The organism is Pseudomonas sp. LBUM1674 (assembly GCF_059695635.1).
This window is the reverse complement of record NZ_CP166779.1, coordinates 2520838-2547011: the sequence shown is the minus strand read 5'-3', so window position 1 is coordinate 2547011 and position 26174 is coordinate 2520838. Positions and strand designations below refer to the sequence as shown.

26 protein-coding genes are annotated in these 26174 nt (G+C 60.7%); 14 read left to right on the top strand and 12 right to left on the bottom strand.

Annotation, left to right across the window (positions count from 1 at the left end; translation table 11 throughout):
* Window positions 1-32: 32 nt before the first annotated feature.
* Both ACA067_RS11860 and ACA067_RS11855 read left to right on the top strand, forming a co-directional pair.
* A complete protein-coding gene (locus ACA067_RS11860; RefSeq protein WP_497461927.1) occupies window positions 33-1079 on the top strand; it encodes a class I SAM-dependent methyltransferase in 1047 nt (348 codons plus the stop codon).
* A gap of 215 nt (window positions 1080-1294) precedes the next feature.
* The gene (locus ACA067_RS11855) at window positions 1295-2137 is read left to right on the top strand and encodes an NAD-dependent protein deacetylase (protein WP_497461926.1); all 843 of its coding nucleotides are present in this window, start codon (window positions 1295-1297) and stop codon (window positions 2135-2137) included.
* A gap of 29 nt (window positions 2138-2166) precedes the next feature.
* On the opposite strand, the gene ACA067_RS11850 is transcribed toward ACA067_RS11855, so the two are convergent.
* Entirely contained in the window at window positions 2167-3069 is a 903-nt protein-coding gene (locus ACA067_RS11850; RefSeq protein ID WP_497461925.1) for a LysR family transcriptional regulator, read from the bottom strand.
* A 269-nt stretch (window positions 3070-3338) separates the two neighbouring features.
* On the opposite strand from ACA067_RS11850, the gene ACA067_RS11845 reads away from it, so the two are divergent.
* The 5 genes from ACA067_RS11845 (at window position 3339) to ACA067_RS11825 (ending at window position 7832) form a co-directional block, all read left to right on the top strand.
* The gene (locus tag ACA067_RS11845; RefSeq protein WP_497461924.1) at window positions 3339-4037 is read left to right on the top strand and encodes a CoA transferase subunit A; all 699 of its coding nucleotides are present in this window, start codon (window positions 3339-3341) and stop codon (window positions 4035-4037) included.
* Between the two features lie 36 nt (window positions 4038-4073).
* A complete protein-coding gene (locus ACA067_RS11840; RefSeq protein ID WP_497456747.1) occupies window positions 4074-4739 on the top strand; it encodes a CoA transferase subunit B in 666 nt (221 codons plus the stop codon).
* An 11-nt stretch (window positions 4740-4750) separates the two neighbouring features.
* A complete protein-coding gene (locus ACA067_RS11835; RefSeq protein ID WP_497461923.1) occupies window positions 4751-5932 on the top strand; it encodes an acetyl-CoA C-acetyltransferase in 1182 nt (393 codons plus the stop codon).
* A gap of 348 nt (window positions 5933-6280) precedes the next feature.
* A complete protein-coding gene (locus ACA067_RS11830; protein WP_497461922.1) occupies window positions 6281-7075 on the top strand; it encodes a hypothetical protein in 795 nt (264 codons plus the stop codon).
* A gap of 169 nt (window positions 7076-7244) precedes the next feature.
* Window positions 7245-7832, top strand: a complete 588-nt coding sequence (locus ACA067_RS11825; protein WP_497461921.1) for a DcrB/PsbP domain-containing protein — start codon at window positions 7245-7247, stop codon at window positions 7830-7832.
* A gap of 3 nt (window positions 7833-7835) precedes the next feature.
* Here ACA067_RS11825 and ACA067_RS11820 read toward each other — a convergent pair whose 3' ends face one another.
* The 3 genes from ACA067_RS11820 to ACA067_RS11810 form a co-directional block, all read right to left on the bottom strand.
* Window positions 7836-8552 carry an alpha/beta hydrolase gene (locus ACA067_RS11820; protein WP_497461920.1) on the bottom strand — a complete coding sequence of 239 codons (717 nt, stop codon included), beginning with the start codon at window positions 8550-8552 and terminating at the stop codon, window positions 7836-7838.
* Window positions 8553-8709: 157 nt separating this feature from the next.
* On the bottom strand, window positions 8710-9822 hold the full coding sequence (locus ACA067_RS11815; RefSeq protein ID WP_497461919.1) for a succinylglutamate desuccinylase/aspartoacylase family protein: 1113 nt from the start codon (window positions 9820-9822) through the stop codon (window positions 8710-8712).
* A gap of 113 nt (window positions 9823-9935) precedes the next feature.
* Window positions 9936-10715: an ABC transporter substrate-binding protein gene (locus tag ACA067_RS11810; protein ID WP_497461918.1), complete on the bottom strand. Its 780-nt coding sequence runs from the start codon at window positions 10713-10715 to the stop codon at window positions 9936-9938.
* Between the two features lie 342 nt (window positions 10716-11057).
* Between ACA067_RS11810 and ACA067_RS11805 the strand changes: the two genes are divergently transcribed.
* Window positions 11058-11702 (top strand): type 1 glutamine amidotransferase, encoded by a 645-nt coding sequence (locus ACA067_RS11805; protein WP_497461917.1) that lies wholly within the window; start codon window positions 11058-11060, stop codon window positions 11700-11702.
* A 157-nt stretch (window positions 11703-11859) separates the two neighbouring features.
* Here the strand turns inward: ACA067_RS11805 and ACA067_RS11800 are convergent, their stop codons facing one another.
* Window positions 11860-12294, bottom strand: a complete 435-nt coding sequence (locus ACA067_RS11800; RefSeq protein ID WP_497461916.1) for a rhodanese-like domain-containing protein — start codon at window positions 12292-12294, stop codon at window positions 11860-11862.
* 101 nt (window positions 12295-12395) lie between these two features.
* Between ACA067_RS11800 and ftrA the strand changes: the two genes are divergently transcribed.
* Window positions 12396-13370, top strand: coding sequence for a transcriptional regulator FtrA (ftrA, locus tag ACA067_RS11795; protein WP_497461915.1), 975 nt, complete (start codon window positions 12396-12398; stop codon window positions 13368-13370).
* 43 nt (window positions 13371-13413) lie between these two features.
* On the opposite strand, the gene cobF is transcribed toward ftrA, so the two are convergent.
* On the bottom strand, window positions 13414-14169 hold the full coding sequence (cobF, locus tag ACA067_RS11790) for a precorrin-6A synthase (deacetylating) (RefSeq protein ID WP_497461914.1): 756 nt from the start codon (window positions 14167-14169) through the stop codon (window positions 13414-13416).
* Window positions 14169-14741 (bottom strand): histidine phosphatase family protein, encoded by a 573-nt coding sequence (locus ACA067_RS11785; protein WP_497461913.1) that lies wholly within the window; start codon window positions 14739-14741, stop codon window positions 14169-14171. The genes cobF and ACA067_RS11785 overlap by 1 nt, the downstream gene beginning before the upstream one ends.
* Before the next feature lie 570 nt (window positions 14742-15311).
* Here ACA067_RS11785 and ACA067_RS11780 point away from each other — a divergent pair.
* The 3 genes from ACA067_RS11780 (at window position 15312) to ACA067_RS11770 (ending at window position 18566) form a co-directional block, all read left to right on the top strand.
* Window positions 15312-16328: an arginine N-succinyltransferase gene (locus ACA067_RS11780; RefSeq protein WP_497461912.1), complete on the top strand. Its 1017-nt coding sequence runs from the start codon at window positions 15312-15314 to the stop codon at window positions 16326-16328.
* A gap of 61 nt (window positions 16329-16389) precedes the next feature.
* Window positions 16390-17424, top strand: coding sequence for an arginine N-succinyltransferase (astA, locus tag ACA067_RS11775; RefSeq protein ID WP_497461911.1), 1035 nt, complete (start codon window positions 16390-16392; stop codon window positions 17422-17424).
* A gap of 272 nt (window positions 17425-17696) precedes the next feature.
* Window positions 17697-18566 carry an isocitrate lyase/PEP mutase family protein gene (locus ACA067_RS11770; RefSeq protein WP_497461910.1) on the top strand — a complete coding sequence of 290 codons (870 nt, stop codon included), beginning with the start codon at window positions 17697-17699 and terminating at the stop codon, window positions 18564-18566.
* Between the two features lie 181 nt (window positions 18567-18747).
* Here the strand turns inward: ACA067_RS11770 and ACA067_RS11765 are convergent, their stop codons facing one another.
* On the bottom strand, window positions 18748-19989 hold the full coding sequence (locus ACA067_RS11765) for a M20/M25/M40 family metallo-hydrolase (protein WP_497461909.1): 1242 nt from the start codon (window positions 19987-19989) through the stop codon (window positions 18748-18750).
* 229 nt (window positions 19990-20218) lie between these two features.
* Window positions 20219-21289 carry a diguanylate cyclase gene (locus ACA067_RS11760; RefSeq protein ID WP_497461908.1) on the bottom strand — a complete coding sequence of 357 codons (1071 nt, stop codon included), beginning with the start codon at window positions 21287-21289 and terminating at the stop codon, window positions 20219-20221.
* Window positions 21290-21536: 247 nt separating this feature from the next.
* Here ACA067_RS11760 and ACA067_RS11755 point away from each other — a divergent pair, with 247 nt between their 5' ends.
* Both ACA067_RS11755 and hglS read left to right on the top strand, forming a co-directional pair.
* A complete protein-coding gene (locus tag ACA067_RS11755) occupies window positions 21537-22493 on the top strand; it encodes an alpha/beta fold hydrolase (protein ID WP_497461907.1) in 957 nt (318 codons plus the stop codon).
* A 112-nt stretch (window positions 22494-22605) separates the two neighbouring features.
* Window positions 22606-23985: a 2-oxoadipate dioxygenase/decarboxylase HglS gene (gene hglS, locus ACA067_RS11750; RefSeq protein ID WP_497461906.1), complete on the top strand. Its 1380-nt coding sequence runs from the start codon at window positions 22606-22608 to the stop codon at window positions 23983-23985.
* A 100-nt stretch (window positions 23986-24085) separates the two neighbouring features.
* On the opposite strand, the gene ACA067_RS11745 is transcribed toward hglS, so the two are convergent.
* The 3 genes from ACA067_RS11745 to ACA067_RS11735 form a co-directional block, all read right to left on the bottom strand.
* The gene (locus ACA067_RS11745; protein WP_497461905.1) at window positions 24086-24763 is read right to left on the bottom strand and encodes a type 1 glutamine amidotransferase domain-containing protein; all 678 of its coding nucleotides are present in this window, start codon (window positions 24761-24763) and stop codon (window positions 24086-24088) included.
* 806 nt (window positions 24764-25569) lie between these two features.
* Window positions 25570-25743, bottom strand: a complete 174-nt coding sequence (locus tag ACA067_RS11740) for a hypothetical protein (RefSeq protein WP_497456729.1) — start codon at window positions 25741-25743, stop codon at window positions 25570-25572.
* Between the two features lie 11 nt (window positions 25744-25754).
* Complete coding sequence (locus tag ACA067_RS11735; protein WP_497461904.1) at window positions 25755-25997, bottom strand: hypothetical protein; 243 nt, start codon at window positions 25995-25997, stop codon at window positions 25755-25757.
* Window positions 25998-26174 lie beyond the last annotated feature (177 nt).

The following is a 26174-nucleotide window of genomic DNA, read 5'->3' as shown; positions in this document are numbered from 1 at the left end:
CTGGACCGTGATCCTGCCACAGGAGCAACGTGATGGACGAGGCCCGACTCAATGATTTCATGGGTAAACTGGTGAACGACATGGGCGGCGCGGCGATGCTGGCCAATGTCATCCTCGGTGAAGAACTCGGACTGTACCGGGCCATGGGCGACAGCCAGCCAATCACCCCTGAAGCACTCGCCGAAAAGACCGGCTGCAACACGCGCTTGCTGCGTGAATGGCTCAGTGCCCACGCCGCCTCCGGGTACATGGAACACAGCGACGGCCAGTTCCGCCTGCCCGAAGAGCAAGCCCTCGCGCTGGCGAACGAAGACTCGCCAGTCTATGTGGCGGGCGGTATCGGGGTGGTCGCGTCGTTTTTCCATGACAAGGACAAACTGGTCAACGCCATGCGCGGCAACGGCGCCCTCGCCTGGGGCGATCACCATCCGTGCATGTTCAACGGCACGGAGCGGTTCTTCCGGCCAGGCTATAAAGCGCACTTGATCGCCGAATGGCTACCGGCACTCGAAGGCGTGGTCGCCAAACTGGAGTCTGGCGCCAAGGTGGCGGACATCGGCTGCGGCCATGGCGCATCCACCGTGATCATGGCCCAGGCGTTCCCGGATTCGCGGTTCGTCGGTTTCGACTACCACGCGCCCTCCGTCACCGTCGCCACCCAGCGCGCGGAAGAAGGTGGCGTGTCCGGGCGTGCGCGGTTCTTCCAGGGCACGGCAAAAAGCTACCCCGGCAATGACTATGACCTGGTCTGCTACTTCGACTGCCTGCATGACATGGGCGACCCGGTGGGCGCGGCGCGGCATGCCTATGAGTCGCTGAAACCGGACGGCACGGTGCTGCTGGTGGAACCGTTCGCCAACGACTCGCTCGACGACAACATCACCCCGGTTGGCCGTTTGTTCTACGCCGCCTCGACCTTCATCTGCACCCCGAACTCGCTGTCCCAGGAAGTCGGCCTCGGGCTCGGTGCCCAGGCGGGTGAGGCGCGGTTGCGCAAGGTCTTTACCGAGGCGGGCTTCAAGACGTTCCGACGGGCCACGGAAACGCCGTTCAACCTGATTCTGGAGGCCCGTAAATAGATACCGCTTACCGCTTACTGTAGGAGCTGCCGCAGGCTGCGATCTTTTGATCCTGAATTGGCGATGCTGAAATCGCTGAAGATCAAAAGATCGCAGCCTGCGGCAGGTCCTACATTGGACCGCGTTGTGCTGTTCCCAGCCATCCGCAGACCACCTGCCCGGGTGATCGACAAATGCTACCCTGCAAACAGTCAAAAGCCTGCGGAGTGTTGAACATGCCAGACAGCCTCATCCGCGAACAACTCGACCGGCTCCAGCAGCTGATGGCCGATCAACCGTTTGTGGTCCTGACCGGTGCTGGCATCAGCACCCCGTCGGGCATTCCGGATTACCGCGACAACCAGGGTGTGCGGCGGGGCCGGCAACCGATGATGTACCAGGAATTCCTCTCGGCCCCCGAATCCCGGCGCCGCTATTGGGCGCGGGCGATGCTTGGCTGGCCGCGGGTGCGCCAGGCCCGACCGAACGAGGCCCACGAAGCCTTGGCCGGCTTGCAAAGCTCGCGGCAGATCAGCGGGCTGATCACCCAGAACGTCGATACCTTGCACGACCAGGCTGGCAGCCATGACGTGATCGAACTTCACGGCAGCCTGCACCGGGTGTTGTGCCTGGACTGCGGGCAGCGCAGCGAGCGGGATTCGATCCAGCAATTGATGGAGGCACAGAATCCTTACCTGGCGGGGGTGGACGCCGTGCAAGCCCCGGACGGCGACACCCTGCTCGACGCCGCGTTCGAGGCGCGCTTTCAGGTGCCTCATTGCCCGCATTGCGCGGGGGAGCGTATGAAGCCGGATGTGGTATTTTTTGGCGAGAACGTAGCTCAGCAGACGGCAGCCAGGGCTATGGCGGCGGTCGAAAAGGCCGCGGGATTGCTGGTGGTCGGGTCTTCGTTGATGGCCTATTCGGCGTTTCGGTTGTGTCGGGCGGTGGCGGATCAAGGCAAGCCGCTGATTGCGATCAACTTGGGGAAGACTCGGGCGGATGACATTCTTGATTTGAAAATTGAGGGTTCGTGCGAACAGCTTTTGCCGTTGCTGACTCAGCGCCTCTCTCCCTGATTAACCCAAAACCCTGTAGGGGACTGTGATCAGTTCTTGGAGACCTGCTGGCCCAGGTTTTCTTCTTTCAGGATATCGAACAACGCCTGCGCCGCCGCCGACAGTTCCCCTCCAGGTGTGGTCAACACCCCGATCGCCCGCTCCACCACCGGATCGCGCAAGGTAATACACCGCGCGCCCAGCTCCCGCATCTGTCCGGCGCACAGCGCTGGCACGGCGCTGACGCCCAACCCGCTGGCGACCATCCTTCCGACCGTCGCCAATTGATGGCTTTCAAACTCCACCGGCAATTTCATGCCCCGGGCCTGCAAGTGTTCTTCGAGCATCACCCGCACCGTCGAGGGTCGCTGCAAGGTGATGAACGGCTCCTTCAGCAAGGTCTGCCAGTCGATATCGCGCCGTTGCGCCAACGCAGAATCATGCGGCACCACCGCCACAAACCGGTCCATGTATAACGGCGTGAATTGCAGCGACAAACTCTGCATCGGCTCAAACGCCACCCCCAATTCCACCTGCCGGTCGCGCACCATTTCCAGCACTTGCTCATTGATCACGTCATTCACCGTGACGTTGACCTTTGGATATCGGGCACGGAAAGTCTTGAGGATCGGTGGCAACAGGTTGCCGGCAAACGAAGGCATGGCCGCCAGAGTCACGCGACCGCGCTGTAGGGTGAAGCGCTGGCGCAGCTCATCCTCGGCATTGTCCCAGTCGGCAATCAGTCGCCGCGCCAGCGGCACCAGCGACTCGCCTTCCGGGGTCAGCGCCACATTGCGCGTGTTGCGGGTGAACAAACGCCCGCCCAGGCCCTCCTCCAGCGCTTTGATGGTCAGGCTCAACGCCGATTGCGACAGGTGCAAACGCTCGCAGGCTACGGCAAAGCTCAGGCTCTGGGCCACGGCCAGGAATGCACGGATCTGCTTGACTGTCATGAACACTGCCTCCAACGTAATCCGCATTCCTGTAGGAGCTGGCTTGCCAGCGAAGGGGCCCGAGAGCCCTCCGAGGTCCTTCCCAGGTCCTGCGGCGTTCAACTGGCCGCCTTCGCTGCGGTGCGGCGATCCGACAAGCCAGTTCCTACAGATTGGTGAGTTTTATCTATCAATCAACCTTAAAAATCAACTTAACAAATAAATCCAGCAGCGAGACACTCCATTCCATTCGGCTAGCCAGCCGCCCATAAAGAATAAAAGAGGTGCATATGGCAGGTTTCGACAAGCGCGTGAGTTCCTACGAGGAAGCGTTGGCAGGTCTTGAAGACGGCATGACCGTGATCGCCGGCGGCTTCGGCCTGTGCGGGATCCCGGAAAACCTGATCGCTGAGATCAAGCGCAAAGGCACCCGTGACCTCACCGTCGTTTCCAACAACTGTGGCGTCGACGGTTTCGGCCTCGGCGTGCTGCTGGAAGACCGGCAGATCAGCAAAGTGGTGGCGTCCTACGTCGGCGAGAACAAAATGTTCGAGGAGCAACTGCTGAGCGGCGCAATCGAAGTCATCCTGACCCCCCAAGGCACCCTTGCCGAAAAAATGCGCGCAGGCGGCGCCGGCATCCCGGCGTTCTTCACCGCTACTGGCGTCGGTACCCCGGTGGCCGAAGGCAAGGAAGTGCGCGAGTTCCATGGCCGCCAGTACCTGATGGAAGAATCCATCACCGGTGACTTCGCCATCGTCAAAGGCTGGAAAGCCGACCATTTCGGCAACGTGATCTATCGCCACACCGCTCAGAACTTCAACCCGCTGGCCGCCACTGCCGGCAAGATCACCGTGGTCGAAGTCGAAGAAATCGTCGAGCCCGGCGAGCTGGACCCGGCGCAGATCCACACCCCTGGCATCTACGTCGACCGGGTCATTTGCGGCACGTTCGAGAAGCGCATCGAACAGCGCACCGTGCGTAAGTGATCCCCTGCCCCCGGACCGAATGAAGGAATAACAACAATGGCACTTTCCCGCGAACAAATGGCTCAACGCGTCGCCCGCGAAATGCAGGACGGCTTTTACGTGAACCTGGGCATCGGCATTCCGACCCTGGTCGCCAACTACATCCCCGAAGGCATGGAAGTCATGCTGCAGTCGGAAAATGGCCTGCTCGGCATGGGTCCCTTCCCTACTGAAGAAACCATCGATGCCGACATGATCAACGCCGGCAAACAAACCGTGACCGCGCGTATCGGCGCTTCGATCTTTTCCTCCGCCGAGTCCTTCGCGATGATTCGCGGTGGTCATGTCGACCTGACCGTGCTGGGTGCCTTTGAGGTAGACGTGCAAGGCAACATTGCCTCGTGGATGATCCCCGGCAAACTGGTCAAAGGCATGGGTGGCGCCATGGACCTGGTGGCCGGCGCAGACAACATCATCGTCATCATGACCCACGCGTCCAAGGACGGTGAGTCCAAGCTCCTGTCCAAATGCAGCCTGCCGCTGACCGGTGCCGGTTGCATCAAGCGTGTGCTGACCGACCTGGCTTACCTGGAAATCGAAAACGGCGCGTTCATTCTCAAGGAACGTGCGCCGGGCGTCAGCGTTGAAGAGATCGTCGCCAAGACCGCCGGCAAACTGATCGTGCCCGATCACGTACCGGAAATGCAGTTCACTGCCCAGTGAGGAATCTTTCCATGCAAGAAGTCGTCATTGTCGCCGCCACCCGAACCGCCATCGGCAGTTTCCAGGGCGCCCTGGCCAACGTGTCCGCGGTTGACCTCGGGGCTGCGGTGATCCGTCAGTTACTGGCGCAAACCGGCCTGGACGTTGCCGAAGTCGATGAAGTGATCATGGGCCAGGTATTGACCGCCGGCGCCGGGCAAAACCCTGCGCGCCAGGCCTCGATCAAGGCCGGCCTGCCCTTCGCCGTGCCGGCCATGACCCTGAACAAGGTCTGCGGCTCGGGCCTCAAAGCCCTGCACTTGGCCACCCAGGCTATTCGCTGTGGCGATGCCGAGGTGATCATTGCCGGCGGCCAGGAAAACATGAGCCTGTCCAACTACGTCATGCCCGGTGCGCGCACCGGCCTGCGCATGGGTAACGCGCAAATCGTCGACACCATGATCAGCGACGGCCTGTGGGATGCGTTCAACGATTACCACATGGGCATCACCGCCGAAAACCTGGCGCAACAATACAACCTGACCCGCGAGCAACAGGACGCCTTCGCCGCGGCCTCCCAGCAGAAAGCCACGGCCGCCATCGAAGCCGGGCGTTTTGCCGATGAGATCACGCCGATCCTGATTCCTCAGCGCAAGGGCGATCCGCTGTCCTTCGCCACCGATGAACAGCCACGGGCCGGCACCACCGCCGAAGCCCTGGGCAAGCTCAAAGCCGCCTTCAAGAAGGACGGTTCGGTGACTGCCGGTAACGCGTCGTCCCTGAACGACGGGGCCGCCGCCGTGATCCTGATGAGCGCGGAAAAAGCCAAGGCCCTGGGTTTGCCAGTGCTGGCGAAAATCGCCGCGTACGCCAACGCGGGCGTCGACCCGGCCATCATGGGCATCGGCCCGGTCTCGGCCACTCGCAGCTGCCTGGACAAGGCCGGCTGGTCGATCGATCAGCTGGACCTTATCGAAGCCAACGAAGCCTTCGCCGCGCAATCCCTGGCGGTGGCCAAGGACCTGGAATGGGACCTGGACAAGGTCAACGTCAACGGTGGCGCCATCGCCCTGGGTCACCCCATCGGTGCCTCGGGTTGCCGGGTGCTGGTGACCTTGCTGCATGAAATGATCAAGCGTGACGCCAAGAAAGGCCTCGCCACCCTGTGCATCGGTGGTGGCCAGGGCGTGGCACTGGCGATCGAGCGGGCGTAAGCGTTCAACAGACTGCGCGGGGGCCCACGAAGAACCGTCGCAGCCTGGCAACACCCCCGGTGCGACTCACGTCGCACCGGGTCCTACCCATTTCCGAAACTGTAAACCCGTCCCCCTGTAGGAGCTGCCGAGTGAAACGAGGCTGCGATCTCTTGATCTTGCTCATCTGCGGCCTTGAAAAAATCAAAAACAAGATCAAAAGATCGCAGCCTGCGGCAGCTCTTACAGTGACCGGGGCCTGATCAGCCGATTTTAACGCCCACCTTGTATACAAAACTCGGCCATCGATAAAGCAATCCTCCGCCGGCAATGCTAACGTTGCCCCTCACTCAGGTCGGAGGTGCGTGCGTGCTGCTGCTCAAACTGTTGGTAATTCCCGGATTTCTCTTGCTGATTTCCCTGGCCGGTAAACGCTGGGGTCCGAGTGTCGCCGGTTGGCTGTCGGGGTTGCCGGTGGTGGTCGGGCCGATTCTGTTCTTCCTCGCCATCGAGCAAGGTGAAGTGTTCGCCGCACAGTCCGCGACCGCGGCGTTATCGGCCATGTTCGCGATGATAGCCTTCTGTGTGACCTACGCTCAGGTCGCACAGCGAGCCGGTTGGCCTTGGGCTCTGGTGATTTCGCTGACGGTCTGGGCCACGGCGGCTGTTGTGCTGTCATTGATTCCACCGTCGCTGGTGTTCTCGGTGATTGCCGCCGCGACAGCGCTGCTGGCGGCGCCGTATCTGTTTCCAAAGGTGCAGCCCATCCTTTCAGGCCCGGCACCGAAGTCCGACAAATTACTGTTGCGCATGATGGCCGGTGCCCTGCTGACCCTGGCCGTCACGCTGCTGGCCAGCACCGTCGGCGAACGCTGGAGCGGCCTGCTTGCGGTATTCCCGGTCCTGGGCAGCGTGATGGCGGTGTTCTCCCAGCAAACCCGCGGGCCGGCTTTTACGGCGGCCTTGCTGCGGGCCACCGCGACCGGGATGTATTCGTTTGCCGCGTTCTGTCTGGTCCTGGCATTGACCTTGCCAAGCATGGGCCTGAGCGGTTTCGGCCTCGGCGTCGCGGTATCCGTGGCCATGCTCGGGGTCACCAAGCGCCTGTTGGCAAAACCAGCAAAACCGGTGCCCGAAGTTGGGGGGCCGGCAATCAGGCGCTAGGCAGTTCTAACGGTGGCGGCCAGGAGGGTCACTTACCCGACGAGAACAGGCGGGACCGCGGGTGAACCAGTTGTCGTAATCCAACCCCGGCAATGCACGGCACAGTGTGAGAGCACCGGACTCTGTGGGATCATCGCCCGCCAAAGCGCGACCATCCCTGGAGAGTTGAATGTCATTGTTGAGTAAAAAAGCCGTTGTCCTGTTGCTGATGGCGGTCGCCGGCTTCACCGCGTTGAATGCACAGGCCGCCAAGGCGCCGGCCAGCGACAAGGCGCCGGTACAGAAGGTGTCGATGCTGGGCGGCAAGTTCAAATTCACCTTGCCCAAGGGCTTTATCGCCACCCCGTTGCCCGCCGGTGACGCGGCGACCGGTACCGCCGGGGCAACGGGCACCATGTACACCAACAACACCACCAAAACCGTGGTGATCGCCGCTGAAAACACCATTCCCGGCGGCGTCAACGTCAAGGACAACGACGGCCAGTTCCTCGACTCCGCAGTGTCCAACTTCGCCACCGAGCAAGCCGCCGCGCTGCCGGACTTCACCAAACTCAGCGAAAAAAGCCTGACCCAGAAAGGCACCGGCCTGGGGCTGCGGCAGATCGACAGCACCGCCACCCAGGGCGGCGGCAAAACCCTCGACACCACGCTGATGGCCGCGTCCAACAAGCGCATGGCGATCGTTCAGGTGATTTCCCGCCTCAGCGACAATGCCGGGCACGAGGCGCTGGTCAAACAGATCGTCACCGGCAAGTAACCATCAGGGATTGAGACGCTGCAGCCAGGCGCTCAAATCCTGCATCTCGGTAGCGCTGATGCTGTGACCGACACCCGGGTAGGCATGGAACTCAGGCTTGAGTGACAGGCTCTGCAACAGGCTGTCAGCGTCAGTGCCGTCGTTGTACGGAAGGCGTTTGTCCGCCGTGCCATGACCGATGAAAATCGCCAGCGACCGGCGTTTTTCATCCGGTTTGAGCTCGGACTTGAGCACCGGCAGAATCCGCCCACTCAACGCCGCGATTCCACCCACTGCCTCGGGCTGACGCAGCGCCACTTCGTAGGACATGATCGCCCCCTGGCTGAAGCCCACCAGGAACACCTTGTCCGGTTGAGTGTGATATTTCTTCGCCGCCTGTGCGACGAAATCCTGCAGCACCTGCGCGCTGGACTTCAGATCATCGGTTTCGCCGTTATAGGCACCTGTGCCTTTTTCGCGAAACCACTTGTAACTGCCCTCCTCCATCACCATCGGCGCCCGCACCGACAGGTAGTTATAGTGCGTGGGCAACTCATCCTTGATGTCGAACAGGTCCTGCTCGTTACTGCCGTAGCCGTGGAGGAAAATCACCAGGGGTTGATCGCGGGATTCGGCGTGGGTCTGCTCCAGGTACTTGAGCGGCAGATCGGTTTGCAGCGGGGTTTGAGCGTGGACGGCGGCGGACGCCAGCAGCGTCAGCAGAGCGAAAAACTTCAACATGAACCTTCCTTCACAGTTGCAGGATTCGGGTAGAGCCTAACACTGTGGAACGGGATGTCGATGATGGCCTGTGGATCGGTATCGCTGCTTGGGCCGTCTTCGCCGGCAAGCCGGCGAAGAGGCCCGGAAGTTCGCTAAAGAATATCCAGTAAAAACCTCAATCGTTTATCAGTTTCCCAACCCGAATCGGCTCACGCCCCGCGACTTTCGCCTGCCAGATACCCGGTTGCGTATAGCGCCCGCGATCAATCGCAAACAACACCCCACGGGTCCCGGCCCGCACTATCGTCACCCGATCACTCAACGGATCGACCACTTCGAACAGCGCATCTCCCTGCTCGACCCACTCTCCGGCCTCGCGCAAAAAACTGACCACCCCATGATGTGGCGCAAACAGGTATTCGGTGCCTTCGAACGGCATGCCTTCACAGCATTCATCCGGCGCCGCCGGCCAGGTGCCCTTGATGAAACCCTGCTCGGCAAGGAACCCGAGGATCGCCTCGCCATTGGCCCGGGCCTGGTCGACCCGGGTGTCGCCCATGCTGCCCAGTTCCAGTGTGGTCGCCAGGTTGGCCGGTGGAATCGCCGCTTCAGGGAAGGCCCTTGCCAGGCGCAACCAGGGCGAGGAGCAGGACTCGTCGAAAGAGCTGCCACCGGAATCTTCACACAACAACGCCACACCGGCCTTCAGGCGAGCCGCCAGGGACTGCCACTGCGGCCAGTGTTGCGGCAAGGCATAAAGATGAATGGCCGCGTCGAAGTCGCAATGCAGATCGAGGGTGATATCGGCGTCGCAGGCGTGGCGCAGGAGCAAGCGGTGCATGGCTTCCAGCTGCGAAACCGGAGCAGGCAAGCCATCGAGCACGTGGCCCATGGCTTGGCGAATCAGCGCGATGTTGAGGGAGGCATCATTGCCCAGGCGATCGCCGACCAGATCGGCGACCGGTGCACTGAGCTCGACGAACGAGCGGTTGAAATTCTTGCCGCTGCCCAATTCGAAGCGCCCCATGTGGCTGCCTTGCAGGTGCTGGTCGAGGCCGATGGGATTGGCCACCGGTACCAGTTCGATGATGCCCTGCAACTGACCCTGGGTTTCAAGTTCGGCCAGGCGCTGCTTCAACTCCCAGGCGGTGCGCATGCCAGGCAATTCGTCAGCATGCAGGCTGGCCTGGATGTAGACCTTGCGCGTCCCGGCGCCAAAGCGAAACACACTGAGGGTGCGCTCGGTCCCCAGGTGGCTCCAGGGCAGTGGATGGTCGATGCGTTGCATGGGTAACTCCGATATAGGGGCACTGAGATCACCACAAAGGATCGCGGCCTGACTCGAGGACATAAAAAAAGTGGCAACCGCGTGAACGGTGGCCACCTTTTTGAACGCCGTGATTAATGGCCGTAAACGTCGAAGTCGAAGTACTTGTCCTGCACTTGCTTGTACTTGCCGTTGGCGCGGATTTCGGTGATGGCGGTGTTGAATTTGTCCGCCAGCGCTTTATCACCCTTGCGCACGGCGATACCGGCGCCGCCGCCGAAGTACTTGGCGTCTTCATAGGTCGGGCCGACGAAGGCGAAGCCCTTGCCCGCGTCGGTTTTCAGGAAGCCGTCGTCGAGGGTGACCGAGTCGGCCAGCATCGCGTCGAGACGACCGGAGACCATGTCCAGGTTGGCTTCCTGTTGGGAGCTGTAGCGCACCAGGATAATGCCGGCCGGTTGCAGCACTTCGGTGGCGAAACGGTCGTGGGTACTGGCACGCAGCACACCGACTTTCTTGCCCTTGAGTTCGGTCAGCGGGTCCTTGACGTCGGTGCCTTGCTTCATCACGAAGCGCGCCGGGGTGTGATAGTACTTGATGGTGAAATCGACGTTTTTCTTACGGTCGTCAGTGATGGTCATCGACGACAGGATGGCGTCGATTTTCTTGACCTTCAGGGCCGGGATCAGGCCGTCGAACTCTTGCTCGACCCAGGTGCATTTCACTTTCATCTGTTCGCATAGCGCGTCGCCGATGTCGACGTCGAAACCGGTGAGTTTACCGTCAGGGGTTTTCATCGAGAATGGCGGGTACCCGGCTTCGATACCGATGCGGATCGGCTTGGCGTCATCGGCCACGGCGGTCAGGGACAACATAGACAGTGCCAGGGCACCGAACATCACTAGCTTCTTCATTTATAACTCCTGGGTGCGGAGGCTTTTATTGGCAGCTTTCGATTGGCTTTCGGTTGCTGGTTCCGGGGGCTGATCGCGGTTGGAGAGCCACCGAAGTGGCCGGCAGTCTAGAGGGGCTTCCACAGGGCAAATTGTGTTTAAGCGACAAATACTTATAAAAAAGTGATAGCCAGTTTAGAGACGCTTGAAGCCTGCGCCAAGGCGGTACAAGGACTGTAGGACAAGCCCTTGTTTCGGACAAAACCTACAAGGTTTCGGTACAAATCCGATTGATTGCTCCGACTGGCGACGAGTGATTTTTTGCGGCACATTGAGCACCCATCGCCCAACACGAGAAGCGTGATGCCCACGTTGAACCTGATCCAGCACCACCCCGCCGAAGGTCCCGGCGCCATTGCCGAATGGGCCGCAGCCCGAGGCCTGACGCTGAATGTCTTTCGCGCCGACCTCGGCCGGTTGCCGCCGGTGGGTGCGGCACCGGTGATTCTGTTGGGCGGGCCCTATGAGTCCAACGCGGGGCCGGCGTGGCTGGAAGCCGAACGGCAATGGCTGGCGGGCAGTCTGGACCAGGGCGCGGCGGTGTTTGCGATTTGCCTGGGGGCGCAGTTGCTGGCGTTGAGTCTGGGCGGCAATGTGCAGCGGATGGAGCGCAGCGAAACCGACTGGACCCCGGTGACTTTTGCCGATGGCCATAGGCTCAACGTGCTGGAGTGGCACGAAGACGCGATCGACCTGCCGCCCGATGCGCAGTTGCTGGCCAGCAGTGATCAGTGCCGGCAGCAGATGTATCGCGTGGGACCGACGCGGCTGGGGTTGCAGTTTCATCCGGAGTGGAATGCTGAGTCCGTGGCGACGCTCAATGCGCACTTTGCCGACGAGTCGCCGATGCCTCGGGAACCACAGGACAGCGCCGCCCATGCAGCCGTCTTTGACTGGTTGCAGGTGACGCTGGATGAGTGGTGGGCGGCATCGCCAGGCACACACTAACCCTGTGGCGAGGGAGCTTGCTCCCGCTGGGCTGCGAAGCGGCCCCCAACTCAGCCAACACTATTCTCCCGTGGATTGCGTGCACAGACTTTGCGACTGCTTCGCAGCCGCGCGGGAGCAAGCTCCCTCGCCACAATCGTTCCGCGATGTCTGGACGTCAGCATTCGCAACCGGTGATCGCCGTGGCGGTGCGTGCAGCCGCCACGCTCAATTCAAATCCTTCATCCAGCCACCCCGTCACCCCGCCGATCATCTCCTTGACCGGGTACCCCAGCGCCGCCAGTTTCACTGCGGCCTTGTTGGCGCCATTGCAGTGGGGCCCGGCGCAATACACCACGAACAAGCCGGTTTTCGGGTAGGCCGCCAGACCTTCTGCGGTCAGCAGTCGTCCCGGAATATTGATCGCGCCCGGCACATGACCCCGTTCGTACGCCAGCGGGCCTCGCACATCCACCAGAATAAATCCCACGTCGCCGGCCTGTTGGCTGCCATGGACGTCGGAACAGTCGGTTTCATAGGTCAGACGGTTGCTGAAATGCCTCAGGGCGATGGCCGATGGGGCGGCGGGAATCTCGCGGACCAGGCTGGTCATGGGTGGTTCTCCAGAGTCTCGGTAGGTGTGCGAAGACTTTATCCGCTCGCGGCTTGCGGCTACAGTGGCGCGCAAGACACTCACCGGGAACTTTCCGCCAAATGCAGCCCACCCCTGGATTGGTAGCGATTCTGGCCTACGACGGCCTGTGCACGTTTGAATTCGGCATCGCCGTGGAGATCTTCGGCCTGGCACGCCCGGAGTTCGATTTCCCCTGGTACGAGCATCGGATCGCCGCCGTGGATCAGGGTCCGATGCGGGCCATGGGCGGCATTCAAGTGTTGGCCGATGGCGGCATGGAATTGCTCGCGGTTGCCCGGACCATCATCATTCCCGGCTGGCGCGACCGCAGCGCCCCGGTGCCCGAGGCCTTGATCGCGGCGCTGCGCCAAGCCCATGCACGGGGTGCGCGGTTACTGTCGATCTGCTCGGGGGTGTTCGTGCTGGCGGCCACCGGTTTGCTCGACGGCCACGGCGGCACCACCCATTGGCGCTACGCCACGGAACTGGCCGAACGTTTCCCCAACATTCTGGTGGACCCGGACGTGCTCTACGTCGATTCGGGTCAGCTGATCACCTCGGCCGGCAGCGCTGCCGGCATTGATGCCTGCCTGCATCTGGTGGCGCGGGACTTCGGCACCCAGGTGGCCAATTCGGTGGCGCGGCGCCTGGTGATGGCGCCACAACGCACCGGCGGCCAGGCGCAATTCATTCCGACACCGGTTAGTGCCGCGCCGCGCAGTGATCTTTCGCGTGTCATGCAGTGGGCCCGGGAACGCTTGCATGAACCGCTTGAGGTGCGCGACATGGCCAGAGAGGCGGCCATGAGTGAACGCACATTCCTGCGTCGCTTCACCGACGCCACCGGCATGCCGCCCAAGGCCTGGTTGCAGCATGAACGCCTGGGGCGGGCCCGTGAACTGCTGGAATGTACCCGCCTGCACACCGAGCAGATTGCCGAGCGCTGTGGCTATCGTTCGGTGGAGAGTTTCCGGGTGGCGTTTCGCAGCGTGGTCGGGGTGCCGCCGTCGGTGTATCGGGAGCGGTTTGGGCGTGGGATACAAACAATTTCTTGAGGTGTATTCGAGGGCCCCTTCGCGAGCCCAGACACCGATGCACTCAAGGCTTACGCAATAAATAGGTATCCATGATCCACCCATTGGCCAACCGCGCCGCCTTGCGCACCCGCTCGATCTCATCCGCCACCTCCTCGAGCTTGCCGCTGATGAGAATTTCATCGGGTGTCCCCAGGTAGGCCCCCCAGTAAATCTGCGTCTCCTGATCCGCCACCTGATGGTAGGAATCTTCTGCATCGAGCATCACCACCAGGCTGTCGGCATCGCTCACCTGCCCCGCCGCCAAGCGCCGGCCGGTGGTGATTTCAATCGAGCGGCCGATGCGATTCAACGGCACCTTGTGCCGAGCCGCCAGCGCCTGGACGCTGGTGATGCCGGGGATCACGTCGAACTCGAACATGCAGCGCCCCGAGGCCAGAATCGCCTGCAGGATCCGAATGGTGCTGTCGTACAACGCCGGGTCGCCCCACACCAGAAAACCGGCGCACTGGTCGTCGGTCATTTCCTCATTGATCAACCGTTCAAAGGTCATTTGCTTGGCCAGGTTCAGGTCATCCACGCTGGTCTTGTAGTCCACATCACCCCGCTCACGCTCCGGGCTGTGGGCTTCGACGAAGCGATACGTGCGATCCGTGATGTAGCGATCGCAGATCTCCCGGCGCAGGTCGATCAGTTTGTCTTTGCTCTGGCCCTTGTCCATGAGGAAAAACACGTCGACCAGGTTCAGCGCTTTCACCGCTTGCATCGTGATGTAGTCGGGGTTGCCGGCACCGATGCCGATGACCAGAAGTTTTTTCATCATTGTGTTTCCTCGAGGTCAGTGCCGATTAAACGCAAGCGCCAGCAACCATTGAACCGTAACTCGATGGCTGACAGCGGCTCGACATCGATCAGATTGAACGCCGCGGCTTGCAGCGCTTGAGTCAGCGCGGCGCGAATGACAAACGGATGGGTGATGGCAACGATGTGCCCCGGCGTCGCCTCCAGCGTCGTCAGCCAGGCCGCCACCCGTTCACCGAGTTGCACCACCGACTCGCCGCCATGGGGCGCCGAATCAGGGTCGTCGAGCCAGGCCTGGAGCATTTGCGGTTCGGATTTATACAAATCGTCGATCCGCGCACCTTTCCAGCGCCCGAAATCGCAATCCCTCAACGCCGGGACCACCTCCACGTCGCTGCCGAACAACCCGGCGGTTTGCCGGGCCCGCAGTTCGGGGCCGCAGAGAAGGCGCGGCGTTCCCTTGAACCGGGCCCGACGGGAACCCATCGCCGATTGCCCGGCCATCTCCAATGGCTCATCTGTAGGAAAACGCCCAAGTTTCTGTGCGACGGTTCTTGCGTGGCACATCAGCGTCAAACGGGTCGACTGCACGAATGATCACTCTGTTTAAAGGAAGAAAACGGCTTCACACCATCAATATCCGGGTAATTGTGCCGCAAGTCGCGCAATCGGGGGCGTTTCGTTTCAGCCGATTGCACAGAGTGTCCCGGCTTTAAAATCGGCAATCTCCGATACCTTTACAGGCGATGGCCTACAAGATCAGTCGAGATCGCCGTAGCCCCCGGCATACGGGCATTTCGCCGCATTTCCGGGCCTGGAAACACGGTGAAAAATTAACTAGACATGGAGCAGGCGATAAATAAATACTGTTTTCTCGGATCAGCAATTGAAACCGACCACCCATCCAGCAGGAGCCCGGATGCCCTCTCGCAACGACCACAATGACTGCCTCGATTCCCCCTGCGCCCAGTTGCAAGCTCGACGGCTATTTCAACAAAAAACCGGTCGCCGGCACGGTGCTCCCCCACCCACTAACGTCTGATAAAAATAAGTGTGACGTCTGACAGTCATGCAGACGATCGCCCATTCAATGCGTGGAAACCGACAGTGATAGTCAGGTCCGGTGCCGACCACCGAACCCATTGATACAGGAGTGCATCCATGCTGGTCTTACGCCCAGTCGAGTTAACCGATCTGCCCCAGTTGCAGCGACTTGCCCGCGAAAGCCTGGTGGGCGTCACGTCCTTGCCGGACGACACCGAACGTTTGCGCCGGAGGATTCTCGACTCTGGCGCCTCATTCGAAAAAGACGTTCAGGGCAATGGCCCGGAGAACTACTTCTTCGTGCTGGAGGACCCGTCGACCCGACGTTTGGCGGGCTGTTCGGAAATCCTCGCCACCGCAGGCTTCAGCGAACCGTTCTACAGCCTGCGCAACCGGCACTTCACCAGCGCCTCGCGGGAGCTGAACATCGAGCATGGCGTACCCGCGCTGTCGTTATGCCACGACCTCAGTGGGCACACCTTGCTACGGGGCTTTCATATCGATGCAGCGCTGGAGCGCACACCGGCTTGCGAGTTGCTGTCACGGGCGCGGCTGTTGTTCATTGCCGCTCATTCGCGGCGCTTTGCCGACGCAGTGATCACCGAGATCGTCGGCTTCAGCGACGATGAAGGCGGGTCGCCATTCTGGGATGCGCTGGGCAAGCATTTCTTTGACTTGCCCTACGCCGAGGCCGAGCGACTCTGCGGCCTGAAGAGCCGGACCTTCCTCGCCGAACTGATGCCGAAGTACCCGATCTATGTGCCGATGCTGCCTCAGGCCGCGCAGGATTGCATCGGCCGCATCCACCCCGATGGCCAGGAAGCCTTCGATATCCTCGAGCGCGAAGGATTCGCGACCAACAGCTACGTCGACCTGTTCGACGGCGGCCCGACGCTGTATGCGCGCACCTCGAACATTCGCTCGATTGCGCAGAGCCAGGCCGGTGTCGCGCAATCGGGCTTGGCCATCGATGCCCGTGGCAGCTATCTGGTGAGTAACGATTCACTCAAGGACTATCGCGCAATCGTCGCCGACCTGGACTATAGACCGGGACAACCGGTGGCCTTGAATGCCCGGATGTGCACGGCGCTGAAGGTAACGCAAGGCAGCCCGATCCGGCTGATCGCCCTGTGAGCAGCCTCCGGCCCCGTGCCCAACGACAACGTCCGAACAGGCGTGAAGAAGGAACTGCATCATGATTGTCCGTCCGGTCAGCGTCACCGACCTGCCCGCCTTGCTCGCGCTCGCGCGGCAGGCCGGCCCCGGGTTCACCACCCTGCCGGCCAGTGAGGAACGCCTGGCCCACCGGGTGCGCTGGGCCCAACGCACCTTCGCCGGGCAGGTCGAGCGCGCCGATGCCGATTACCTGTTCGTGCTCGAAGATGACGATCAACAAGTGGTGGGAGTCAGCGCCCTGACGGGGGCCGTCGGCCTGCGTGAGCCCTGGTACAACTACCGGGTCGGGCTCACGGTCAGTTCATCGCCGGACCTGGGTATCCAGCGGCAGATCCCGACCTTGTTCCTGAACAATGAAATGACCGGGCAATCGGAAATCTGCTCGCTGTTTCTGCGCCCCGATCAACGCCAGGGCAGCAATGGTCGATTGCTGTCATTGGGGCGACTGTTGTTCGTTGCCGAGTTTACGCACCTGTTCGGCGACAAACTTATCGCCGAACTGCGCGGCAGCGCCGACGAACAAGGTAGTTCGCCGTTCTGGGACAGTCTGGGCCGGCATTTTTTCAAGATGGATTTCAGCCATGCCGATCACTTGTCCGGGCTGGGCAACAAATCATTCATCGCCGAGCTGATGCCACGCCAGCCGCTCTACACCTGCCTGCTGACCGAACAGGCCCGGGCGGTGATCGGCAAAGCCCATCCGAACACCGAGCCGGCGTTGAAAATCCTCACCGCCGAAGGCTTTGCCCATAACGGCTATATCGACATATTCGATGCCGGCCCGGTCATCGAAGCACCGATTTCGACAATCCGCACCGTGCGCGACAGCCAGCCACTGGTGCTGGCCATTGGTACGCCGGACGACGAAGCACCGGTATGGCTGATCCACAACCGCCGCCTGGAAAACTGCCGCATCACCAGCGCTCGCGCACGGCGGGTGGGCAACAGCCTGATCGTCGACCGCCTCACCGCCAAACGCCTGCAACTGCAACCCGGCAACTCGGTGCGCGCCGTGCCGCTGCGCAATCAACAACCGCAGGCGGTGGCGGCGTGATCACGCACTGGCACCGTGGCGAGGGAGCTTGCTCCCGCTGGGTCGCGCAGCGGCCCCAAAATCTTTGCGGCCGCTTCGCAGCCGAGCGAGAGCAAGCTCCCTCGCCACAGAAAGCTCCCTTGCCACACAAGCTCCCTGGCCACAGGAATCGCCGTCATTGCCAGATTGCTTGCAAATTCGTCATCATTTCTCCCCCTCGCGCGTGATAGCCTTTTGTTTCTTCGGCGTTGACACTTTTGCTCAAGCCCGTCCATTCCATTGGTGGAACTCATATGTCCAGGCTTTCTCATCAAGATTTGCGCCGTAACTTTCGCCAGCTGTTCGCATCCAATGCTTGTTATCACACAGCGTCGGTCTTCGACCCGATGTCGGCACGCATTGCCGCTGACCTGGGTTTTGAAGTGGGAATCCTCGGCGGTTCGGTCGCGTCGTTGCAGGTGCTGGGCGCCCCCGATTTTGCCTTGATCACCCTCAGCGAGTTCGCCGAGCAGGCCACCCGCATCGGCCGCGTGGCCCAATTGCCGGTCATCGCCGACGCCGACCACGGCTACGGTAACGCGCTCAACGTGATGCGCACCATCGTCGAACTCGAGCGCGCCGGCGTGGCCGCGCTGACCATCGAAGACACCCTGCTTCCGGCACAATTCGGCCGCAAATCCACCGACCTGATCACGGTCGCCGAAGGTGTCGGCAAGATTCGCGCGGCGCTGGAAGCCCGGGTCGACCCGGAGATGGCGATCATCGCCCGCACCAACGCAGGTATCCTGCCGATCCAGGAAATCATCAGCCGTACCCGGCATTACCAGCAGGCCGGCGCGGACGGGATTTGCATGGTCGGGGTGAAGGATTTCGACCAGCTGGAGCAGATCGCCGAGCACCTGAGCGTGCCGCTGATGTTGGTCACCTACGGTAACCCGCTGCTGCGCGACGATAAACGCCTGGCCGAATTGGGAGTGCGGGTCACCATCGATGGCCATGGTGCGTACTTTGCTGCGATCAAGGCGACTTACGACAGCCTGCGGGAACAACGGCAGATCTTCACCCAGGCCTCGGACCTGAGCGCCACCGAGCTGACGCATACCTATACTCAGCCCGAGGAATATATTCGTTGGGCGGAGGAGTTCATGAGCGTCAAGGAGTGACAGTGTGCGGCAGGTATGGCTGTATTGACTGACAGGACGCCTTCGCGGGCAAGCCCGCTCCCACATTGAATCTCCTGCGTATACAAATATTGTGTACGACGAAGATCCAATGTGGGAGCGGGCTTGCTCGCGAAGGCGCCAGTCGCTACACCGCTAAACCGCGGCCTTGACCACGCCTCGCTTACTTCTTGGCCAACTCCATAATCATCCGCGACAACAGATAAATCCGCGGCGCCACGCTTTCCACTTCCGCGTATTCCTCTGGCGTATGAATATTGCCGCCGACAATCCCGAATCCATCCAGGGTCGGCGTCCCCACACCGGCCGAGAGGCTGGCATCCGCCGCCCCGCCACTCCCTTCCTCCGTCAACTTGCGGCCGATTTCGCCGTAGATCCCTTGGGCCATGGCCATCAACCGATCCGATTCCGCCGTCTGCGGCATCGGCGGCAAGCCACGTTGAAGCGTCGTGGTGACTTCAGTCTCGGCAATCAGTTTGTCCTTGGAAACCCGCGCCAGGTCCTTTTCTATCCGGTCGAACTCTTCCGGCACCGCTGCCCGTACGTCGGCCTTGGCCGTGGCCTGATCCGGGATCACGTTGGTGCGGTCGCCGGCCTTGATCACGGTGAAGTTGATGGTGGTTTTCTTTTCCGCATCCCCCAGTTTGCCCAGTTGCAGAATCTGGTGCGCCGCTTCCATCGCGGCGTTGCGACCCAACTCCGGCGCGACACCGGCGTGGGCAGCCTTGCCCTTGACCTCGACCACCGCGGTGGCACTGCCTTTGCGCCACACCACCAGGCCATCCGCCGGGCGACCAGGCTCGAGGTTGAGGGTCACGTCGTGGGCCTTGGCGGTTTTCTTGATCAGGTCGGTGGCGATATCCGAGCCGGTTTCTTCGCTGGCGTCGAGCAGGAAGGTGATCTGGGCGTAGTCCTTGAAGTCGAGGTTTTTCAAGACTTTCAGCGCATAGATGCCGGCGACGATGCCGCCCTTGTCGTCCATCACCCCCGGCCCGTAGGCACGGCCCTCCTTGATGTGGAATGGTCGCTGGGCCGCGGAGCCTTCCTTGAATACGGTGTCCATGTGCGCCATCAACAGGATTTTCGCCTTGCCGGTGCCTTTGAGGGTCGCGAGCACATGGTTGCTTTTGTCCGGGGTGTTCGGCACGAGTTCGATGGTGGCGCCGAGTTTTTTCAGCTCGTCAATGGCAATGTCGCTGACTTGGGTCAGGCCCGGTTCATAACCGGAACCGGAGTCGATGTTCACCAGCCGCTCCAGCAGTTTCAAGGCTTCGCCCTTGTACTGTTCGGAATCGGCGAGGATCTGTTTGTGGGGTTCGGCGAACGCAACGGGGGCAAAAGCACCGAACGCGAGGGTCAAGCCGAGGCTGGTGGCGAGCAGGGAGCGAGGGAGATTGAGCGTCATGAATCGGTCCTTGTTTCGTGTCGGGGGAGCTGGAACCCTACCTGACTACGCTGCAACGCTCTACACCGAATGCGACCCATACGGACCTGAATGACCACAGACCCCCTGTAGGAGCTGGCTTGTCGGATCGCCGCACCGCAGCGAAGGCGGTGTGTCAGCCAATAAAATGTTGTCTGGTAAAACGCTTTCGCTGGCAAGCCAGCTCCTACAGGGGGTCCAGTGCAGGCCGTCAGACCGGGTCGAGCAATTCGTGACGAGGCCTGCCATCGCCGCAGATCACCCGGTTGCGACCCGACGTTTTGGCTTCATACAGCGCCTGGTCGGCATCATTGAGCCAGAAGGTCGCGTCGGTGTGGGCCGGATTGAAGGCAGCCAGGCCGATACTCAGACTGACTTTCAGCGCCGGGTTCTGCTCATAGCCCAGCGTGGCGAAGCGATCTCGCAGGGCATCCATCGCAGCGGCGGCGCTGGCGAGGGGCAGATCCGGGAGGATCACACAGAATTCATCGCCACCATAACGCCCGGCGAGGTCGGCTGCCCGCAGGTTCTGTTTAAGCATTTTGCTCAGCTGGCGCAACACGATATCCCCGGCGACATGGCCGTAGGTGTCGTTGATCGTTTTGAAATGGTCAATGTCGATCAATGCAACCGCCCCGCCCTGATGCTGGCGTTGGCAGCGCTGGAATTCGACTTCCAATTGATCCTTCCAGGCACCGTGATTGAGCAGGCCGGTGAGGCTGTCAGTGCGGCTCAGGGCGAGCAACTCGCGTTTGTGCCGGCCCAGGGTCGTGGCCTGACGGAAACAGATCCAGCCCAGCGCCAATGGATAGAGACTTAACAGGGGCAGACAGGCATACAACTGCAACGGGTTGGTCTGCGGGATGAACAGCGGCGTGAAAATCAGCCAGCCGATACTGACCCCCATCACCTGCGCGACGGTTCCCACCAGCAGGAAACGCAGGCCCCCGATCGCCACATTGTTCATCGCCATCATCGACAGCGTCGCCGCGCTGGGCAGCGGGTTGAACTGCATGGCGGCGACCCAGAAACCGCCGAGAAAGGCATCTACCAGGATGTTGCGGTGTTCGGCGTGGAAGGGCACCTTCGCCCGACGTGCCCATTGGTAGGCCACATGCGGCCAGAGGATACCGTTGAGCAGCATCAACACCCAGACCCACGGTGCCGGATTGAGTGGGTACATCGCCGCGCCCACACACAACAGCCCAAGGGCAAGACCCAAGGTTCGCGAGGTATAGAGCCTCCTGGCCAGTGAAAGTCCTTTTCCTCCCGTTTTTTCCATGGGGCCTCTGAACGGATCCTGAACACACCGGGGTTGCAGATGTGCTGGAAGTCTATCAGGGCAACGTTAAATAGCCATCACCGGCTGGCAGTCTAACTGCCGTCGTATCTGTAGGAGCGAGCTTGCTCCTACAAAAAAACCGGGTCTGCGCACATCGAAGTTCGCCCCTAAGCGGAACGGACCTACACTGAAATGGTTGACTCCTGCCGATCACATCCTGTCCTGACCAGATAGAAGGAAGACGCTGATGCTTTTGTTGGTTGTCGCAATCGCGGTTTTCGTGGCCTGGAGCTGGTTGAGCTACCCGGCCATCGGGCACTGGCTGTATGACTTGAACATGGCGGCAGAAGCCAAGTTGTATCGCCTGCACAAGATCGTCGTGCCGATCACGGAAATGACCGTCTCGACCTGGCAAGGCGGACCGTACGAGGCGTCCAGCAGCGTGCTGATGCTCCACGGTTTCAGCGCCGACAAGCACATCTGGCTGCGCTTTGCCCGGCACTTTGTCGGCAACTATCGGGTGATCATCCCCGACATTGCCGGTCATGGGGAAACCGGTTTCAAGGCGGGCGGCGGTTACGACATTGCGGTGCAGGCCAAGCGGATGATCCAGTTGCTCGATGTCTGCGGCGTCGAAAAGGTCCATGTGATCGGCAGCTCCATGGGTGGCTACATGGCGGCGTGGCTGGCGGCCACTTATCCGGATCGCATTGTCTCAGTCGCCCTGATCGACCCGTCCGGTGTCACCGCCCCCGAAGTCAGTGACCTGGAGCGGCACCTGGCCAAGGGTCACAACCCGTTCCTGATTCATTCAAAAGAAGAATTCCAGCGTTTTTACGCCATGACCATGGCCCAACCGCCATGGGTTCCCGGTGTGGTGCTGGACGCTATTGCCCAGCGCTACGAACAGGCCTGCGATGAACTGGAGGAAATCTTCAGGGATTATCGCGCCAGTGCGCCGATGGAACCGCGACTCCCCGCCATCAGGTGCCCGGCGCTGTTGCTGTGGGGGCGCAAGGACCGCTTGATCGATGTCAGCAGCGTGGCCATCTGGAGTAAAGGCATCGACGATTTGCGGGTGGAGATCCTGGAAGGTATCGGCCATCTGCCGATGGTCGAAGACCCTTCGCACACGGCGCGGGTCTATCGGGAGTTTTTGGCATCCCATCGCTCGGAAAGCCCCCAGGACCAACGTCTGCACTGAGCAAGCAGTCCTTGGCAGAATGAAGTCCGGAAGATTCTTCGTTTGTCGGCGCCGCTGAAGGCTGCGATCTTTTCCTTCATCCTTCACGTCTGCGCGCCAGGAATCCTTTTTCATGAGCCACCCGAACTTCGTCAGCCCTGACCTGATACGCCAACGCTTCTCCAAAGCGATGTCCGACATGTACCGCGAAGAAGTGCCGTTGTATGGCACGCTGATGGAATTGGTGGAACAGACCAACCGCCATGTACTGGACAGCGATCCGCAGATCGCCCGCCAGTTGCACGGCACTGGCGAAATCGAACGGCTGGACCTGGAGCGGCATGGCGCGATCCGGGTCGGCACCGCCGCTGAACTCGCCACCCTCGCCCGGCTGTTTGCGGTCATGGGCATGCAGCCGGTGGGTTATTACGACCTGACCCCGGCCGGCGTACCGGTACATTCCACTGCATTCCGTGCCGTGCATGAAGCGGCGTTGCAGGTCAGCCCGTTTCGCGTGTTCACCTCGCTGCTGCGCCTGGAATTGATCGAAGACCTGGAACTGCGAGCCTTCGCCCAGTCGGTGCTGGACAAGCGCTCGATTTTCACCCCGGCAGCGCTGATGCTCATCGAACGCGCTGAAAGCCAGGGCGGCCTGACCGAACAGCAAGCCCAGGACTTCGTCGAACAGGCCCTGGAAACCTTCCGTTGGCACCACAGCGCCACCGTCACCGCCGAGCAGTACCAGCAACTCAGCGCCCAGCATCGCCTGATCGCCGACGTGGTGGCGTTCAAAGGCCCGCACATCAATCACCTGACACCGCGCACCCTGGACATCGACATTGTCCAGGCGCAAATGCCCGCCCACGGCATCACGCCCAAAGCGGTCATCGAAGGCCCGCCGCGCCGTCAGTGCCCGATCCTGCTGCGCCAGACCAGTTTCAAGGCCCTGGACGAACCTGTCGCCTTCACCGATCAAGCCGGGGCTGGCGGCAGCCACAGTGCCCGCTTCGGTGAAATCGAACAGCGTGGTGTCGCGCTCACCCCCAAGGGCCGGGCGCTTTACGACCGCCTGCTCAATGCTGCCCGGGACGAGCTCAACGACTTCCCCAACGAGGCCAACGCGGTCCGCTACAACGAATTGATGGCGCAGCACTTCAGCGAGTTTCCTGATACCTATGAAGGCATGCGGCTCCAGGAACTGGCGTACTTTCGCTACTTCGTCACGGCAAAAGGCCTGGGGGCGAACGAGCTGAAATCTTCAACCCTGGAAGACCTGCTGAGCGGGGGCTATTTGCGGGTTGAACCGCTGGTGTACGAGGATTTCCTGCCGGTCAGCGCGGCGGGGATTTTTCAGTCGAACCTGGGCGATGCAGCGCAAACCCACTACGGGGTGCATTCGAACCGGCAGGCATTCGAAAAGGCGCTGGGGCGACCGACCATCGATGAGCTGGGGTTGTATGCCGAGACACAGCGGCGTTCGATCGAGGAGTGTTTCACAGCGATGAACAGTTAAACGTTAACGCCGTCAAAAGATCGCAGCCTGCGGCAGCTCCTACAGGTGTCCACGTACCCATGTAGGAGCTGCCGCAGGCTGCGATCTTTTGATTTTGATCTTATTTCAGCTTCGCCAAAAGTGCCTCAGCCACCGCTTCCGAAGACGCCGGATTCTGACCCGTCAACAACAGCCCATCCCTGACCACGTAGCTCGCCCAATCAGCGCCTTTGGAATAAACACCACCATTGGCCTTGAGCATATCCTCCACCAGAAACGGCACGACATTCGTCAATTGCACAGCTTCCTCCTCGGTGTTGGTGAAGCCCGTCACGCGCTTGCCTTTGACCAACGGCTGGCCATCCGCATCCTTGGCGTGACGTAACACCCCTGGCGCGTGGCAGACTGCCGCGACCGGTTTACCGGCCTTGTACAGCGCCTCGATCAGCGCGATCGAATTCGGGTCTTCGGCCAAATCCCACAGGGGGCCATGGCCTCCCGGATAGAAAACCGCATCGTAATCCGCAGCTCTGACACTGCTCAACAAGGCAGTAGACGCCAACGCGGACTGGGCGGCGGAATCTTTACGAAAACGCTCGGTGGCCGCGGTTTGCGCATCCGGTTCATCGCTTTTCGGATCCAGGGGGGGCTGGCCGCCCTTGGGCGAGGCCAATGTCAATTGAGCGCCGGCATCCTTGAACACGTAATACGGTGCTGCGAACTCTTCCAGCCAGAAACCGGTTTTCTTGCCGGTATCACCCAATTGATCGTGGGACGTTAACACCATCAGGATTTTCATGTCGTTCTCACTCCATTTCAGGGTTTTCGCAGGCTGAACCGCGTGGGGGTCCTGTGTGATGGACCCTTCACGGTGTCAGTTTGTTTCACTTGTCGCCCGCGAGAACTGAGTGATGGCGCATGGCCTTGATGCGCGCCAGGTGGCGCAATGACCTGGCTGTAAAAGAACGTCTTTGATGCTGCGCACCAAGGTCTTCAGTTGAGTGCCACAAATTGCACAATGCCGCGCAACTTCTAGCGCACTTGCGGAAAAAACTTCTGAATAACATTCCGAACAAGGATGATCAGGCCTCTATATTTTGCAGTGCATTATCCGAATGAATGAAATATCCATTTGCGTGGTGAGAGATACGTTCATCTATAGAATCAGAAGAATCGATCACCCAATAAAAATAGGCGACTATGACGGTCGCCCATTTTTCATGCCGGAACTTTTAACATGATGCTTCAGTGAAGGTGTTCGCCCAGTGTAGGGCCTCGGCAATCCATGCACTGGTAAAGAGCCCTGACACTGGGCGAACGGGAAGTATTTTAATGCAACTTCAAGAATGTGTCCGTATATATCAACATGAAATTTATAGAAACATCTTGATTAAATGTCAGCCTAAATATCATTACATGCACCGCTTAAACGCACCAGTTCGATCACTAACCAATCTTGTACAAAAAAGTTGTACAAGATTGTATAGAGTTAATGCTCAATTTCCATACTGACACTTCACCGTCTGTATGTTGGTAATAAGCCATCCTTCAGTTCCTCTGGACTTCAATCCTTTCCAGGTCCGTGCGGACGAGCATTGACCTTGATCAGGGCGTCTTCGCCGTTTCCTGCGCGGTGGATTCGCCACTGTCGGTGCCTTTACCGCTGTCCTTGCGCCGGGTCGGATCGGTGGGGCGCAGGGCGTCGTTGTCGCGTTCGACTTCTCCGGGTGGCCGCGGCTCATCTGGGTGTTCCGTGGTCTCTGGCGCTTTGCGGTTCATGATGGTTCTCCTCAGGCTTCGGGATCGTCGACTTCCTGGGCGACATTCACCGCAGGTGAGTCTTTATGGGATTGATCGGCCTTGACCTTCAAGGCCTGCCACTGTTCGAGGTCGATGGCGCCCTGCCCCAGCAAATCATTGGCCACGCGCAACAGCTCGGCGTAATGGGCATCGGGGGACTGCTGCCAGTAGGCCTTGTCTTCGAACAGGCGCTGCCAAGACGCAAGGTCAGGCGGTTTCAGGTCGTCGCTCATGACGGGCTCCAGCTTGGGCGTTCGTACGGTAGAGGGTTGGGTGGCGTTCGGAGTTCCGGTGGGATTGGGTCAACCTGAAACAGGCGACTCCCGGAGCGGTTGATCGGCATCGCTACGCACCGTTCGCCCGCCCGGGCTTGCTAAGGCCAGCCCCACAGAGTTAGATTGGATATGTGC